Here is a 16,039-nt window from a genome sequence, read left to right on the forward strand (position 1 = left end):
GTAACTATTTGATGTTTTATTAATCAAATTACAAATCACTTATTTAAGAAATCAGCTATCGACTGGAATTCCAGTAATTATGAAGAGTTGGAGCGGAATTATCCCGATAACTATCGGGACAATCATCAAATACTATAGTATAAAGATGCGACTGAATCATCACTTTTATACTACATAAATGTTATGAATCATTACATATATCACAGATTCAAAAAATTCAAAGACCAAGATTCTTAGAATAGTTGCTAGTGTTGACAAAAATGCGAAGGACAACGTTAACACTTAATTTGATAAAGCAGTTAAGTTGGAGATAAATTTTGTAATTTTATTCTCCTAGATAACGATTTTGTATGATGTAGAAAGTTATTTATAAGTCATTAAATTAATAGTGATGATCTATTTCTACATAAAAAGGATCTTATCTATCTATTTGATTCGTTCATTGATCAACACGGAAATAATTTTATAAAAAAGGGAGATATTCATGTTCTTATACGTCAAATACATGGTGAGTTTACGTTGTAAAATGGTCGTCCAACAAGAACTTGAAAAAATTGGATTACACTGCTTGAAAGTGGATCTCGGGACTATTGAGATTAAGGAAAACATATCAGATTCGCTGAAACAGGAACTCGAAAGAAATCTCAAAAGATATGGACTTGAACTCCTTGATGATAAACGAAATATTCTGATTGAAAAAATCAAGGCGGTAATTATCGAAATGATCCATTATTCGAAAGATATGCCCAAGGTGAACTATTCGGATTATATCAGTGAAAAACTCGGGTATGATTATACCTATTTGGCCAATACATTCTCTGAAGTAAAAGGGATCACCATTCAGCAGTATATCATCAATCACAAAATTGAACGGGTCAAGGAATTGTTACTTTATGAAGATCTGAACTTGACAGAAATATCCTACCAATTGCATTACAGTAGTGTTGCACATCTCTCCAATCAGTTTAAGAAAATCACAGGTCTTGCCCCTTCTTATTTTAAGACTCTCAAAAATAAAAAACTTAAGAATTTAGAGGATCTTTAATGGTCAAGACAGTCGGTGCTACCTTATGTTTCTAGATGTATTGCAAGTATAAATAATCGTCTCTATTGAAATTTCACATATCAAACCACAAGCATTTATGCTTTAATGTGGGAATCTTACAACTCTTCACCTATCCGATATAACACATTGTCTTTAAGAATTTACGAATTTTAAAATGCTGATTTTCGCAAAAGAAAATCGACAATAATTCCAATATTTTATCACTCAATCTACCTAAGATGGAATCTTCTGAATTTGAGAAATCGAAAATTTTTATCATTGTAGGGTTGGATCACTATGTTGATAACGGCGTATTTATGAAAACCATTTTGAAACGGCCAACCGGTAACGTCAGTGCTGTTTTTATTGATCGCGGAGAACAGATTACCGAAAATCTATCGCGTTTTGATCACTTTATTCAAATTATAGAAGGAAAAGCTGAAGTTCAAATCGACGACCATTCATTTAGTCTGATTTCGGGAGAGTCCATCATTATTCCCGCACATTCCAAAAACACCATTAGAGCCAACGAGCGTTTTAAAATGATATCTACAATTATCAAAAGTGGTTACGAATAACCGGATCCATAAAAACGACACGTATGGAACTTAATAAAAACAATGCTGTAATTGTAGCCCACCCAGATGATGAAACGCTGTGGTGCGGCGGCGAGATTTTGATGCATACAAACGACCATTGGTTTGTGGCAAGTTTATGCAGAATAAATGATCCGGATCGCGCTCCAAAATTTAGGAAGGTGCTTGCTAACTATAAGGCAGATGGTGTGATGGGCGATTTGGATGATGGTCCAGAACAAGTTCCTTTAAAACCAAAAGAGGTAGAAGATGCGATTTTAGACCTACTGCCGCAAAAAAACTATGACCTCATCATCACCCATAGCCCTTTCGGGGAATACACAAGACATTTACGCCATGAGGAAGTTGGCAACGCCGTCATCTACTTATGGCACAAACAAAAAATAAGCACCAATGCACTCTGGCTCTTTGCTTATGAAGACGGAACCAAAGCCTACCATCCGCGTGCGATTGAGGAAGCGGATTTTTGTAAAAAATTACCGCTAAAAATATGGTTAGAAAAATACCGGATAATCACGGAGATCTACGGATTTGAGAAATCGGGATTTGAGGCCAAAACCACGCCTGAAAAAGAAGCATTTTGGCAATTTAAAAATGCGGAAACGGCATTAAAATGGTTAGATATCAAACAAACTAGAGAAAACTCATTAACACATAACTTATGAAAGTGCTTGTTCTTTACGACTATCCTCCTTCTCCTGGCGGCCTTGCCACACAGGGCGATATGCTCTACAGAGGTTTGCTTGAGTTGGGCGTAGATGCCCATGCGGCTCACTTTGAGTCGGCTCAAGAAAAGGAATGGTATTACCGATGGTTTGAGCCCGATGTTGTGGTTGGTGTTGGCTATTGGGGACATACGCCACATCTTGTACTGCATCCGCAACGTTATGGTATTCTAGCGGTGCCATGGCTGGTAGCTGATGGTTATATTGCAAATTATCAAGAAGTTTTAAATGAGTTGCCACTGATTTTGGTCACCTCCAATTGGGTAAAAGAAATGTATGTGCGCGATGGAATCCATCCTGATAATATAGAAGTTCTTCCCGTTGGAATCGATACGGATGCCTTTAAGCCTTTGCCTAAGAATAATCCCAAAATCGTGGCGGTACGCGAAGCCTTGGGTATTTCACCAGATCAGGTCATGATTTTGACCGTGGGTGGTGATGCCGCATCCAAAGGCGCTCAAGAAGTTATGCAGGCACTGGCAATTATAGATACCAAAGCCCCCGATTGGAAATACGTGTGTAAAGTATGGCCGCAACCACGAACCATTGTCCAAAACATGCTCGACCTTAAAATGGCAGAATCCCTTGGTCTCGAAAAAAACATTACCTACGCTACCAATACGGTGTCACGGAATTTCATGCCCTATCTGATTGGCGCCTGCGATATTTATGCTGCTCCATCACGACTTGAAGGCTTTGGGATGCCACAGGTTGAAGCCGGAGCATGTGGGAAACCCGTCATTGGAATTAATGCGATGGGTATGTTAGACACGTTAATTCACGGCAAGACTGCCTATTTAGCGGATGTTGCCCAAAAAATTGTCGTCAATGAGGTTCTTTTAGGCGAGGAATCAGGTTTTGAAAGCAGCCGAAAAATACATTTTGATATTCCCAGAACTGTAGACTATCGCGCCAATACGCAGGATATTGCCAAATATTTGCTCAAGCTGATGGAAGATGAAAACCTCCGTGCAAAAATGGGTGCCGCAGGGCGAGAACGCGCCGTAGAACATTTTGATTACAAAGTGGTGACCAAGAAGTTTCTGCAAATTCTACAAGATAGATTAGGAATTAAATAGTTTTAAATCAGTAATGTCCGAGAAAAGAATCAAGACCGCTCCGTTTATAGAGCATAGAATATAGACTTGTTTGGTAAAGCATTTATTAATAAGGATTTAAAATTTTAAATCAGCATTAAATACACAATTTTAACGGTGTTTTATTAAGCATTGGAATAAAAGATCACAATGGTTAATAATGTCTAGAGACTGCCATGTCTTTACCTCTACTCGAAGTAAGCCCAGTTATAATCGGAAAATAATATTTTTAAATGAATCCAGAAGACAAAAAATTAATCGAATCCGCAAAAAAAGCCGCCACTGATGTGCTTTTGCACAACGCGCACGGCACAGTCGCAAATTTACCGCGCACCGCTGGATGGGGCTATCCTGAACCCTATACCAGAGATCTTTTGATATCTGTATTGGGAATCGCCACAACAGGAAATAAACAGCTTATGCAGAGTGTAAAAAATGTACTTCTGACCTTAGCGACCAATCAATCAGAACTCGGACAAATCCCCTCACTTGTCCACGATAAAAAGAATTTAGGTTCCAGTGACACTACCCCACTTTTTTTGATGGCTACGGGAATTTTTAGAACTTTGCTTGACGAACCACATTTTTTAGAAGATGCCGTGGAAAAAGCAGTGCTTTGGATGGAAAACCAATGTCCTACCAATCATTATTTAATTGCACAACAACCTACCAGCGACTGGCGCGATGAACAATGGGTACTTGGATACGGACTTTTTGTAAACACACTCACCTACAGCGGTCTCAAATTTTTAAAAAAGGATGCACCAGCCAAAAATCTTGGAGATGCCATTGGGCAATTGACCTATGCTTCGGATAAATCGCATAGCTGTCCGCATGAAGGTCTTGCCATTAATGACCAACCGTATTTTGCCTTATGGTCTTACAAAGTATATTGCAGTGATCGTTTTGATTTATTGGGAAACAGTCTTGCCATTTTATCGGGATTAGCTTCACCGGAAAAATCAAGGGCCATGGTAAAATGGATAGAAAATGAGTGTGAAACCATGAACCGGACGAACGATTTAGTGTTGGATCTCACTCCAAATTTTTTCCCTTTTATACAACCTGAAGATGCGGACTGGTTACCGAGATATTACGATTTTAATAAGCCAGGAGATTATCACAATGGCGGGATATGGCCGTTTATCAGTGGGTTTTATATTGCCGCTTTAGTTGCAGCAAAAGAATATGATTTGGCTGAAAAAAAGCTTTTAGCCTTGACCAAGCTCCTCAAAAAGGGTAGAAATAAAACTTTGGAATTCAATTTTAACGAATGGTACAAAGCCCAAACCGGTGAGCCAATGGGTCAGGATTGGCAAACTTGGAGTGCCTCTAATTATCTGTATGCTGCAACCTGCGTACAAGAGCGATCCACTCCTTTTTTTGATACGATACGATTAAATTCACATCGACAAACAAATCCAATGTAAAAACAGGTCAACGTTTTGAATTCCTAAATCGCCTACTTAATGTTTAAATAGGATCAGTGTACAAAAGAGAATAATAGAAAAAAATAGTATAAAACCCTTACAAAAATGAAAATTGCTTTTGTAGCTACATATCCACCACGACAATGCGGAATAGGCACATTTACACACAGTCTTGCGCATGCCATGAAAAATAATGGTGATGACAAAAATGAAATCATCATTATAGCAATGACTGATAACCACGAAGTTTATGCATTTCCTCCTGAGGTAAAACTGATCATCCATCAGGAACAGCAAACCGATTATTTAGCCGCTGCCGATTTTATAAATCGGAGTGGTGCAGAGGTTTGCATCCTTGAACATGAATTCGGTATTTATGGCGGTCAGAGTGGCGTCTATATTTTACCGCTTTTACATAGGTTGCATATTCCGCTGATTTCCACCTTGCATACCATCCTTGAAAATCCATCCTATACTGAAAAAGCCATTTTGCAACAGATCTGTAAAATGTCTGATAAATTAGTCGTGATGAGTCATAAGGCCATTCAATTTCTTGAAGGTATTTACGATGTTCCCTCAGAAAAAATCATCAGAATAGAACATGGAGTTCCCGATATTAAATTTGATAAGGCCACTTCGAGAGCCGAATTTAAATTAACGGATAAGAAATTGCTTTTGACTTTTGGTTTCGTGGGACGGAACAAAGGCATTGAAACCGTCATTAACGCCTTGCCACAAATAATTGAAAAACATCCTGAAGTCTATTTTATCGTTTTGGGAAAAACGCATCCCAACGTGCTAAGAAGTGCTGGTGAAGAATATAGAAACTATCTGCAGCTGCTCATAAAAACATTGAATCTTGGTAATCATGTTCTCTTACTCAATGAGTTTGTCGAAGAAAAAGAACTCTTTAAATATCTGGCTGCCTGCGATATTTATATTACGCCTTATGTCAATGAAGCTCAAATTACCAGCGGCACTTTGACCTACGCCATGGGTTCTGGCTGTGCGGTAGTATCCACACCGTATTGGCATGCCGCCGAACTTCTCACTGAAAACAAAGGACGGCTCTTCGATTTTAAAGATGAAAATGGATTGGTAAAAGTTTTGAACGAACTGTTAGAGAATCCTGAGATGTTAAAAACGATCCAGAAAAAAGCTGTGGTCTATGGTCAGGACATTATCTGGCCAAAAATTGGTGAAAGATATCTCCAACTTGCAGAACGTTTAATAGCTGAGCCTGCAAAACCGGAACCTAAAAAAGATAGCGCTATTGATCTTTTGCTATTACCAACATTTTCATTGGCACATATTAAAAGATTAACGGATGATACAGGAATTATCCAACATGCAAAATTTGGAATTCCAAATCTTAAAGAAGGCTATTGCCTTGACGATAATGCGCGGGCACTTCTTATGGTATGCATGACGTATAAACAGAAAAAAAATGCGCTGGCCTTAGAACTGATGCCAGTATATATGAGTTACATCCATTATATGCAAAATACGGATGGTACTTTCCGTAACTTTTTGAGCTTCAATCGTAACTTTTTGGACGAAGTGGGTTCTGAGGATTCCTTTGGAAGAACCATTTGGGTCTTGGGATATCTTATGGGTCATGCGCCAAACGATGCGTATTATCAAACGGCACGCTTGATTTTCTTTGATGCATCACCCAATTTTGAGAAACTGAAATCCATTAGAGGCATTGCCAATACCATCATTGGCATCTGTTATTATCTTAATACAAATCCGTCAGATGATGAGATGAAAATGTGTTTAGTACGAATGACGGACGTCCTTGTAGAACATTTCGAGCAAAATCAATCAGAAAACTGGAACTGGTTTGAGTCACTTTTAGCTTATGATAACGGGATTTTACCCCTCGCTTTGCTCCATGCTTCTCAGGTATTAGAAAACAAAAAAGCAAAGAACATTGCCTTTGAAGCCATGCGTTTTCTTACGTCCCACACCCTTAAAGATGGCTACCTCTCAGTAATCGGGAACAGACAGTGGTTTGTAAAAGACAAAGAACGTTCCATCTACGCCCAACAACCTATTGATGCTATGGCCATGGTGCTGATGTATCATCAGGCATTTGTTGTTACGGGTGAAAGAGGATATTTGGAGAAACTATTCACGTCTTTCATGTGGTTTTTAGGTGAAAATGACTTGCGTATGAGCCTTTACGACTTTGAAACCAAGGGTTGTTGCGATGGCTTTGAAGATTATGGCGTCAATAGAAATCAGGGCGCCGAAAGTTCATTGGCCTATCTTATTTCTCATCTTACTGTACTACAAGCCTATGAGGAATCTTATCACTCTCAAGAGTTAAACAGAGAAGAAACAAATTGAGGTCTAACAAGTAAGAAAAGGTTTTAGAATTACGGACTTATTGGCCGACAATTTAAGAGAACACAATATCTAATTTGTTTAATCACTTTCCTATGCAACACTCTCGCATTTGTTCTACATCATTTGGTCAATCAATTATTTTTAATCAAAATCAAAGAAGAATTGCCAATCCTAAAATTTCATAGAAATCATGTGTTTTGTAGAAGAGTAAGATCGTTTTAAGCATCTATTCTCGTCTCCCAGTTTAGGAAATAAGCAATCTTTTGAATTTTCGCAATACGATTAAGAATTAGAGGTATTGAGATTATCATGGTAAAAGTTTTAATTTACTTTTAAAAAAAATCCGACCATGTATTACAGAAAAAAACGCGGAAAAGGTTTTACCTATCAGGATAAACATGGTAAAACTATAAAAGACGACGAAATCCGAAACTGGATAAAATCACTCGTTATTCCACCAGCGTGGACTGATGTGGAAATTGATGAAAACAAAAAAGCAGATCTGTTGGTCACCGGACGTGATGACAAGGATCGAAAACAATACATCTATCACCCCAAATATACCGAGAAACAAAACGCTAAAAAATTTGATCGTATTATTAATTTTGCGGATCAGTTGGAGCATATGCGACGTGTTACAGGACAGCATTTGCGGAAACGAAAGTTGAATCGCAATAAAGTGATGGCGACCATGCTCAGGTTATTGGAATCTGCATTTTTTAGACCCGGAAGTGAAATTTATTCTAAGGAGAATGCTAGCTACGGCCTCACGACATTGAGACATAAACATCTTACTATAAATGATGACGAAATCATATTTAAATACATCGGCAAGTCAGGACAAGAGCAGGAAAAACATATCGTTGATAAAAAACTGGCCAAAATAGTTCAAGAAATTGATGATATGCAAGGCTATGAAATATTTAAATATCTTGATGATGACGATCATATCATTGATGTTAAAAGCTCCGATCTGAATGCCTACATCCACGAAGTCATGGGTGAAGAATTTTCAGCAAAAGATTTTAGAACTTGGGCCGGAACCATGATCGCTGCCATCGCTTTGGATGAACTGGGTGTGGTGGACAAAAAAGATCAAAAATCATTGGATAAGAACATCAAAGAAGCGGTGAACCGTGTTTCAGAACGATTGGGCAATACGCCGTCGGTTGCACGAAGCTCCTACATCGATCCAAGAATTATTGATGACTACACTCAAGGACGCACCTTGAAATACTTTGAAAAAGAAATCAATAAATTACTTAAAACAGCTGAAAATCTATCCAAAGAGGAAATTGGGGTGTTGTGCATGCTCCGTAGTCGTTTAAAAGGTAAATAGACAATTCTTAATTTAACATAATTGCCACCGTAACTGTTTGGATTTCATGTTTGACATGGACAAATTAGGATTTTAACTAAAATGATCAATAAGAGGTCATCTTCTGGTGACGCGGGAATTAGTTTTTTTCAAATGACTCTTGTTCACTCTTCTTTGGCCTCCTTCCGTTCCTGCCGTTCTTTTTTCTTGAAAAAACCACGGAAGAAAAAGTTATGCTGCAAGGCCTCCATGTTTTCATTCAGTTTTTCCGAGGCTTCTTTTATTTGGATCATCGTAGAATCTATTTCCTTTACAAATTCTTCATCTTGTGTAAGGTGATTGAGAGCGCCCTTTCCTGATTTTATTTCCGATATATAATCATCCAGGTTTTTGGTGATGGCATTAACATCTTCGCTAGAGGTTTCGAGATTGGCGACTATTTTCCTGATTTGATTTGCTGTGGCAGTATCACTTAAAATAACTGCAGCAGCACTATCGTCATAGTTGATTTTAGAGATAATTTGATTGATTTTTGCCATGGCCAAACCAGTACCTTCGGAAGTTTTTCTCAGCTCCTCAAGGGTTTGCTTGATGTTCTGTGCCATGATAGTGTCGTTAATCAACACACCTAATGCACCTTCGCCAAGCAGAATTTCATTGGTAATTTTTGATAGATTCTCACTGGTAACATTTAAAGTTCCCAACATATCGTCCATACTCACTTTACTGGAGGTCTTTATGAAATCTCCAGCCACTACGTTTGCTTCTTCCTGTTGATCTCCAGGAATGATATTCACTACCATACTCCCAACCAAGCCATCTGAACTGATGGATGCCACAGCATCTTTTTTAATAAAATAAGCCGCTTTTTCCTCCACCGTCATCTCGATAGTAATCTTGCCGACTTCCGTCATTTCAATTTTGGTCACCGTCCCAACATTAATACCTGAGTAGCGCACATTATTCCCTAATATCAGTCCGTTGACATTATCAAAAACCGAATATAATTGAATGTTTTTGGTGAAAATATGTTGTCGCGAGCCTATTAAATACAGAGCACTCACGAGAATTATTGTGCCCACGACCACGAATATTCCGACTCTTACTTTTTTTGAATTTGATTTTGCCATAAAACTTAATTTTTAAAAAATGCTCTGGTCTGTGGATCGCTCGAATTTGAAAGCTCCTCAAAGGTGCCTTCAGCATAATTGATGCCATCTACCAATAAGATCATCCGGTTTGAAATAACACGCGCGCAATCTACATCGTGTGTAATGATTAATGATGATGTGTTATATTCTTTTTGAATGCTTCGCATGAGCTGAATAATTTCATTTGCCGTAATGGGATCCAACCCTGTAGTGGGTTCATCGTACATAATGATTTTAGGCTTTAGGATCAATGCTCTTGCCAAGGCCACTCTTCGTTGCATTCCGCCCGACAATTCTGCAGGCATCCTGTCTATAGCGTCCAAAAGTCCCACACTTTTAAGCGCTTCATGAACGGAGGCTTCAGTGCCTTGAAAATTTTCGATTTTATCCTTATGCCGTCGCAGTGGAAATTCAAGGTTTTCTCTAACCGTCATCGAATCGTATAAGGCGCTACCTTGGAAAAGATAACCGATTTCGGTCCTTAAAAAATCCAATTCCTTTTGGCCCATGGTGATGATATCTTGGTCCTTGATTCTGATACTGCCGCTATCCGGCTGGATCAAACCCACAATACACTTCACCATCACCGATTTTCCCGAACCCGATTTTCCCATGATGACCAGGTTTTCCCCTTCATGGAGTGTCAAGTTGAATCCCTTGAGCACATGGTTATCCCCAAAGCTCTTTTTAATGTCTTTTAGTTCTAAAACTGGTTTTTTGTTTTCTTCGGAATTCATTTATAGCGTATAAAATATATCGGTTACAAAAACGGCGATAAAGTCAATTATAAACAGCAACATAGACGTATAAACCACCGCTGAGTTTGATGCTTCTCCCACACCAACGGTGCCTTTGGCGCAATTATATCCTTTATAGGTTCCTACAAGACCAATGGCAAATCCAAAGAAAAATGTTTTGACCGTTGCGGGAAAAACGTCACTAAATTTCAAGGCATCAAAAACTTGATTAAAATAAAGCGTATAGGATACTCCACCTTTTAAGTTTTCTACAATTGCCGAACCCACAAGTGCAACGGCATCGCCCAAAATCACCAATAAAGGCAACATGAGCGTAACGGCAAGAATCCGGGTGACTACCAAATATTTAAACGGATTGGTACCTGAAACTTCCATGGCATCAATCTGCTCGGTCACGCGCATCGAACCAATCTCGGCTCCTATCCCTGACCCGATCCTTCCGGCACAGATCAACGCAATAATCACCGGACCAATCTCTCTAACGATGGACAGACTGATCATGGACGGCATCCAAGATTCCGCTCCAAACTGCGTCAAAGTAGGTCGGGACTGCAACGTAAAAACCAGTCCTAAAATAAATCCGGTCACGATCACCAAAAACAAGGACCGGTTACCCATATTGTAGCATTGCCGGAGGAGCTCCCTAAACTCAAAAGGTTTACTGAACAATTCCCTAAAAAACCGACCGGCAAAAAAAGCCATATCGCCTATTTCAGCAAAAAACGATTTGATACGGTCTAAAAAGGAGTTTGGCTTGGACATTTAATTAAAGGTGGTAAGTTTCAAATATAAGTAGGAATTTTTTCTAAATACATGATTTGGGTCAGTATTGAGAAATCAGTTCTGATCTTGAACATTTCCTAGACCTCTAAAATCTAGAATTTTCAGATATATTTTGGTCTTGAATTTTTACTAGAAGTCAGAATCAAGTCTTAGTGGTTTTAAAAGCCGTCAATTCTCTTGAGTTTTTAATGCCATCATCATGACCCTTAATTTGCCATGATACTTATCATCCCTTTCTTAAAATAATCTTTATACTTTTGATTACAATTTATCAAATTTGAATAATCACCTATGCAAATAGATTTATTGAAAAGATAGACTTCAGTTTTCAACACACAATGCCCTGGTTGTAATTAATCGTTACTTTCCAAAAAAACAAGTTCAAACATATGAAAAACATTTCAGTATTTATTCTTAGCCTCACACTTATGGGCTGTGTCAATTCTCATAAAACCAATAATGAAAAAGAAGAAATTGTAAAAACCTCAAAAGTAGAAAAGCCAATTGTGCCCATAGAAATAACGATCAACAAAGATGTACCCATCCATTCCTATTTTAAATGGATGGACAGTATTGTGGCCACACATAACCGTACCCACAATTATGCTATTGATGAATATCTCATTGTACACCATAACAAGTGGATCATAGACACTTTAGCAAATACAGATTATTATTACCTAATGGATAAAGGAATTTTTAACGAAGATTCTCAGGCCTTAATAGCTTTAAAAAAAGATCAGGTGTTAATTATTCCAGATTCGTTAGAGACTCTGGATCTGAGAGCCCAACTTAGTAACACCTATCTCGAACTCAATATTCCAGAATTTCGACTTCGAATCATTCAGGATGAAAAGGAAGTTTACAAGTTTCCCGTACGCGTTGGAAAAGTAGGTAAAAAATATATGGTAATGGCCAAAGGCCATGTAGATATGAGAACTAAGACCGGGATTGGTGAAATAATCCGTGTCAATAAAGAACCGACATTTGCTAATCCTGTTACTAACAGTAAGTACAAAAAAACAGTTCGAGATGATGGTAAGGTCACTGCGTTGCCAGCAATTCCGTGGTTAGAACCCTCCATCAATGGTGTGCGTGTGGGCCAACTTATCCATCCTACCACCAATTTGGGAACTTTAGGAAGAGCGTCTTCCAATGGCTGTATTGGATTAAGAGAATCTCATGCATGGATTGTTTATTACTATGCTCCACTCGGAACCAAAGTTGTTTCAAAATACGAATTGCATGGAACAGATGATCATGGAGAACCTGTGAAGTTTAAAGATATTTATCCGGGATTTGAGAGTCTCAAATAAATGGATCGCAATTAGTCTCGATAGCTACTAATGTAAAAATCTCCATCACCAACTCATACCGCCTATCTATCTGCCATTCAAAAAACACGAAAAGACCTCAATAAAAATAATTGAGGTCTTTTGAACAAACTTAATTTTAATTTTCTAATCCTTAATGAACTGTTTAACAATCCTATCTTGATCGGTTGTTATTTTTATAGAATACGTCGCTTTATCTAAGTTTGAGATAATTTTGACATTAATCTATAAAGCCTCTTCAGTTTAAATTCCAGAGAGGCTTATGAAAATACATTAGGTTCGAATAGAAAAAGGCGATCTAACGTATCACCAATAGAGGCATTTTTCTGTTTCTAATCAACAAATCGTTGGTGACACTTCCCACGAACAAAGAGGTGATATTATTCCCTCCTCGAGCTGAAACTACGACAATATCAAACACCCCCTTTTCTGCGTGAAGTTCAATGGCTTCAACCACTGAAAGTCCTTCCCTATCGGTATACCGAAAAGAAAGGTCTTCGCGAAGTTTAAATTTCTTTCGGAAATGTTTCACTTTTTCCTTGAGATGCAGCTTTGTTTTATCGATTGCTTTTTCTGTGTTGATATATGGGAAGAAAAATGACGGAATATTATAAACATGCAAGCCTTCTATTTTTCCGCCAGACCGTTCGACCAAACTGTATGCAACTTCAAAACATCTTGCAGAAGCAGAACTAAAATCCGTCGGAACCAATACACTTTCCATTTTATGTTTGGCCTCTTCCGGTACCAATAACACATGTGTATCTAGCATTCGCACTAGTTTTTGGGTCAAAGCACCAGTACCTTGCAATTCATCTTTATTACCGGTGACCATGATATCAATTTGATATTCTTTGGCGAGGTGGCTCAGAATACTCTCTGTATAATCATCGGAAGTAATCAACACCGTATGCGGTACAGAAGCAGTATAATGTCTTTGGATAGATCGTTCCAAACCTCTATCCACAATATCTTCTACCGTGATGCCTTCTTCGAGGAATTCATCGTAGAGATCGTATAATTTATATTGTTTGATGTTATGTGTAAAATATAAATGCTCAATATTCCACACCTTACAAAGAAAACTAACATAGCTTAACAAAATGGGATCCATTTCGGTAAGGTCTAAAGCTACCATCAGTTTTAAGGTGTTGTCTAATTTTATTTTCTTTGTCATTTGATTTTTTTAAGGTTTACTTTAAAGGGTTTTCAGTAGTATTCACAAATGTTATTCACAACATCTTAGATGTCAGTTATATTTGGTTTCTTTTTGGGTTGGGTTTCAGGGTCAATCTTTTTGAGATTTTTCTCTTCCCGTTCCTTGTTCACCAAATCAAGAATATTTTTCCTATAGGATTCCCTTTCCAGGAGTTTTTCCTGTCGTTCTGCTTTATCATAATCTTCATTAATCCCACGATACAGTGAAAAACACATCATTATCAAAAGAATGGCAAAGGGCAATCCGGAAATGGTCACTACGGTCTGTAGCGCATTCAATCCGCCACCATACATTAATACCGCCGCAATCAATCCTGTAGCCACGGCCCAAATTACTCGTTGGTATCTCGGGGTCTTTAATTTTCCACCAGAGGTAATACTATCCACCACCAAAGCACCTGAATCGGCCGAGGTAATAATAAAACTACAAATTAGGATCACTCCCAATACTTTTAGCAACATCGCCAACGGAAACTTATCAAAAAACACATAAAGTGCGGTAGAAATATTATCATTCACCGCAGCAATCATGGCGGTATCCCCAAGTAGAATATCGCGCATGGTGGTTCCACCAAAGGCACTAAACCATAAGAACGTCACCAATGCCGGTAAAATTAGAACACAAAGAATAAACTCTTTTATGGTCCGTCCTCTAGAAATCCGGGCAATAAAAGTTCCGACGAATGGCGACCAAGAAATCCACCATCCCCAATACATAATGGTCCGTGTTTTTTGCCAATCAGTCCCCTGCAGGGATTCGGTCCAAGTGGACATGTCTACAAAGTGCACCAAATAACTTCCAATATTTTGGATATAGGATTTAAAAATAAAGGTCGTGGGACCCAATATCAAAATCAGTAAAAAGATCGCAGATGCTACTCTAACATTAAGCTTACTTAGCATTTGAACCCCTTTATTAACCCCACTAAAAGCTGAAATGGTAGCCGCTAAGGTAACGCCTACAATAATAAGCACTTGATAAAACAAGGTACTTGGCGTGCCAAATACATGCGTCAATCCGGAGTTGATCTGTCCTACGCCAAATCCAATGGTTGTTGCCAGACCAAAGAGCGTTGTAATGACCGCCATAATATCTATGACGTCACCCATCCACCCGTGGATTCTGTTGCCCAATAAAGGATAGAACGCCGAACGCAAGGTTAATGGCATTTTGCGGTTGAAGGTAAAATACGCTAAGGAGAGTCCAACAACCGAGTAAATAGCCCATCCATGGATTCCATGGTGCAAAAAGGAGAAATTAATAGCCTCTTGAGCAATGAGCGCGGGTTCATGTCCTGCCAATCGTGGCGGATTTAAAAAATCCCTAACCGGATCTGCTATACTAAAAAGCACCAACCCATTTCCGATTCCAGCACTAAAGAGCATCGCAAACCATGCCCATAAGCTAAACTCAGGTTTTGATTTTGCTCCCCCAATACGGATCGCGCCGAATTTACTAAAAGCCATATATAAGCCGAAAACAATAAATAAATTTACCGATAAAGTGTAAATCCATCCACCATGCGCAGATACAAAGGTTTGGGCCATTCCAAAATAGTAATCGGCTTCTTTCTCAAAAATCAGCGTAAACCCAACGGTAAAAATGATGACGGCAATTGCGCTTAAAAAAACAGTTTTATTTACAACAAGACCTAAAAATCTTGAGGCACTTTCTTTTCTAGTGACTTTAATCGACATATTAATTTATTTATTCTAAATGACTGATCCAACTTACATTTTTTACAGAAGTGAAGGAATTATAAATATGGTGATCTCTCAAAATAGATCGTCCTAAAATACAAATAATAGTTAAAATATTTTATGCAGTAAGCCAATATAAAGGCTAGTGGAGTAAAATTAAAATGAAATAGGCTGTTAATTATTTCTGGTTTTAGTTAAATGGAGAGTACTGATCTTCATACATTCACTTTCGTAAATTATTGTTCTGTAGTATAGGGTATATAAGAGAGTTTTACAAATTTTTACTTAAAAGAAACTATAAGATGGCCAAGAGTGCTTGATTTATCATTTTAAACTTCATACGCGATTGAAATTAGATTATTTAAGTATCTTAGATGCGTCCAATTTTTTAGAAAGAAAAGACCGACCACCATCTCATTTAAAATAGATCTAGTTACTTTTAAAATAATGTTATCGTTTTTATTGAACAGCTGAACAAATAATTATTAACTTTTCAAGTTAAATACGTATTTTTGAGATAATCCAGAC

13 protein-coding genes are annotated in these 16,039 nt (G+C 38.1%); 8 read left to right on the forward strand and 5 right to left on the reverse strand.

Annotated elements, in window-relative coordinates; translation table 11 throughout:
* The first annotated feature begins 484 nt into the window (after nt 1-484).
* The 7 genes from ESZ48_RS11620 (at nt 485) to ESZ48_RS11650 (ending at nt 8,587) form a co-directional block, all read left to right on the forward strand.
* The gene (locus ESZ48_RS11620) at nt 485-1,045 is read left to right on the forward strand and encodes a helix-turn-helix domain-containing protein (RefSeq protein WP_223266434.1); all 561 of its coding nucleotides are present in this window, start codon (nt 485-487) and stop codon (nt 1,043-1,045) included.
* 239 nt (nt 1,046-1,284) lie between these two features.
* Complete coding sequence (locus ESZ48_RS11625) at nt 1,285-1,623, forward strand: cupin domain-containing protein (protein WP_129017658.1); 339 nt, start codon at nt 1,285-1,287, stop codon at nt 1,621-1,623.
* A gap of 23 nt (nt 1,624-1,646) precedes the next feature.
* Nucleotides 1,647-2,306: a PIG-L deacetylase family protein gene (locus ESZ48_RS11630; protein WP_129017659.1), complete on the forward strand. Its 660-nt coding sequence runs from the start codon at nt 1,647-1,649 to the stop codon at nt 2,304-2,306.
* Nucleotides 2,303-3,445: a glycosyltransferase family 4 protein gene (locus ESZ48_RS11635; protein WP_129017660.1), complete on the forward strand. Its 1,143-nt coding sequence runs from the start codon at nt 2,303-2,305 to the stop codon at nt 3,443-3,445. The genes ESZ48_RS11630 and ESZ48_RS11635 overlap by 4 nt, the downstream gene beginning before the upstream one ends.
* Before the next feature lie 251 nt (nt 3,446-3,696).
* Nucleotides 3,697-4,893, forward strand: coding sequence for a glycoside hydrolase 100 family protein (locus ESZ48_RS11640; protein WP_129017661.1), 1,197 nt, complete (start codon nt 3,697-3,699; stop codon nt 4,891-4,893).
* Between the two features lie 105 nt (nt 4,894-4,998).
* Nucleotides 4,999-7,248 (forward strand): glycosyltransferase family 4 protein, encoded by a 2,250-nt coding sequence (locus ESZ48_RS11645; protein WP_129017662.1) that lies wholly within the window; start codon nt 4,999-5,001, stop codon nt 7,246-7,248.
* Between the two features lie 349 nt (nt 7,249-7,597).
* On the forward strand, nt 7,598-8,587 hold the full coding sequence (locus tag ESZ48_RS11650) for a DNA topoisomerase IB (RefSeq protein ID WP_129017663.1): 990 nt from the start codon (nt 7,598-7,600) through the stop codon (nt 8,585-8,587).
* Between the two features lie 143 nt (nt 8,588-8,730).
* On the opposite strand, the gene ESZ48_RS11655 is transcribed toward ESZ48_RS11650, so the two are convergent.
* From ESZ48_RS11655 to ESZ48_RS11665, 3 genes are read right to left on the reverse strand one after another with little or no spacing between them, the layout of a single operon-like run.
* Nucleotides 8,731-9,696: an MlaD family protein gene (locus ESZ48_RS11655; RefSeq protein WP_129017664.1), complete on the reverse strand. Its 966-nt coding sequence runs from the start codon at nt 9,694-9,696 to the stop codon at nt 8,731-8,733.
* A gap of 5 nt (nt 9,697-9,701) precedes the next feature.
* A complete protein-coding gene (locus ESZ48_RS11660) occupies nt 9,702-10,454 on the reverse strand; it encodes an ABC transporter ATP-binding protein (RefSeq protein ID WP_129017665.1) in 753 nt (250 codons plus the stop codon).
* On the reverse strand, nt 10,455-11,237 hold the full coding sequence (locus ESZ48_RS11665) for an MlaE family ABC transporter permease (protein ID WP_129017666.1): 783 nt from the start codon (nt 11,235-11,237) through the stop codon (nt 10,455-10,457).
* A 410-nt stretch (nt 11,238-11,647) separates the two neighbouring features.
* On the opposite strand from ESZ48_RS11665, the gene ESZ48_RS11670 reads away from it, so the two are divergent.
* Complete coding sequence (locus ESZ48_RS11670; protein WP_129017667.1) at nt 11,648-12,574, forward strand: L,D-transpeptidase; 927 nt, start codon at nt 11,648-11,650, stop codon at nt 12,572-12,574.
* 316 nt (nt 12,575-12,890) lie between these two features.
* Here ESZ48_RS11670 and ESZ48_RS11675 read toward each other — a convergent pair whose 3' ends face one another.
* Together ESZ48_RS11675 and ESZ48_RS11680 are read right to left on the reverse strand one after the other, a co-directional pair.
* Nucleotides 12,891-13,769: a universal stress protein gene (locus tag ESZ48_RS11675; protein WP_129017668.1), complete on the reverse strand. Its 879-nt coding sequence runs from the start codon at nt 13,767-13,769 to the stop codon at nt 12,891-12,893.
* A gap of 65 nt (nt 13,770-13,834) precedes the next feature.
* On the reverse strand, nt 13,835-15,508 hold the full coding sequence (locus ESZ48_RS11680; RefSeq protein ID WP_129017669.1) for a BCCT family transporter: 1,674 nt from the start codon (nt 15,506-15,508) through the stop codon (nt 13,835-13,837).
* Nucleotides 15,509-16,039 lie beyond the last annotated feature (531 nt).

Origin of the sequence: Gelidibacter gilvus (assembly GCF_004115975.1) — a bacterium.
In the GTDB taxonomy this organism is placed as follows: domain Bacteria; phylum Bacteroidota; class Bacteroidia; order Flavobacteriales; family Flavobacteriaceae; genus Gelidibacter; species Gelidibacter gilvus.

Excerpts from the sequence above, each read along its gene's own strand:
- ESZ48_RS11620 (WP_223266434.1), top strand. The coding sequence starts at position 485 with ATGTTCTTATACGTCAAATACATGGTGAGTTTACGTTGTAAAATGGTC.
- ESZ48_RS11625 (WP_129017658.1), top strand. The coding sequence starts at position 1,285 with ATGGAATCTTCTGAATTTGAGAAATCGAAAATTTTTATCATTGTAGGG.
- ESZ48_RS11630 (WP_129017659.1), top strand. The coding sequence starts at position 1,647 with ATGGAACTTAATAAAAACAATGCTGTAATTGTAGCCCACCCAGATGAT.
- ESZ48_RS11635 (WP_129017660.1), top strand. The coding sequence starts at position 2,303 with ATGAAAGTGCTTGTTCTTTACGACTATCCTCCTTCTCCTGGCGGCCTT.
- ESZ48_RS11640 (WP_129017661.1), top strand. The coding sequence starts at position 3,697 with ATGAATCCAGAAGACAAAAAATTAATCGAATCCGCAAAAAAAGCCGCC.
- ESZ48_RS11645 (WP_129017662.1), top strand. The coding sequence starts at position 4,999 with ATGAAAATTGCTTTTGTAGCTACATATCCACCACGACAATGCGGAATA.
- ESZ48_RS11650 (WP_129017663.1), top strand. The coding sequence starts at position 7,598 with ATGTATTACAGAAAAAAACGCGGAAAAGGTTTTACCTATCAGGATAAA.
- ESZ48_RS11655 (WP_129017664.1), bottom strand. The coding sequence starts at position 9,696 with ATGGCAAAATCAAATTCAAAAAAAGTAAGAGTCGGAATATTCGTGGTC.
- ESZ48_RS11660 (WP_129017665.1), bottom strand. The coding sequence starts at position 10,454 with ATGAATTCCGAAGAAAACAAAAAACCAGTTTTAGAACTAAAAGACATT.
- ESZ48_RS11665 (WP_129017666.1), bottom strand. The coding sequence starts at position 11,237 with ATGTCCAAGCCAAACTCCTTTTTAGACCGTATCAAATCGTTTTTTGCT.
- ESZ48_RS11670 (WP_129017667.1), top strand. The coding sequence starts at position 11,648 with ATGAAAAACATTTCAGTATTTATTCTTAGCCTCACACTTATGGGCTGT.
- ESZ48_RS11675 (WP_129017668.1), bottom strand. The coding sequence starts at position 13,769 with ATGACAAAGAAAATAAAATTAGACAACACCTTAAAACTGATGGTAGCT.
- ESZ48_RS11680 (WP_129017669.1), bottom strand. The coding sequence starts at position 15,508 with ATGTCGATTAAAGTCACTAGAAAAGAAAGTGCCTCAAGATTTTTAGGT.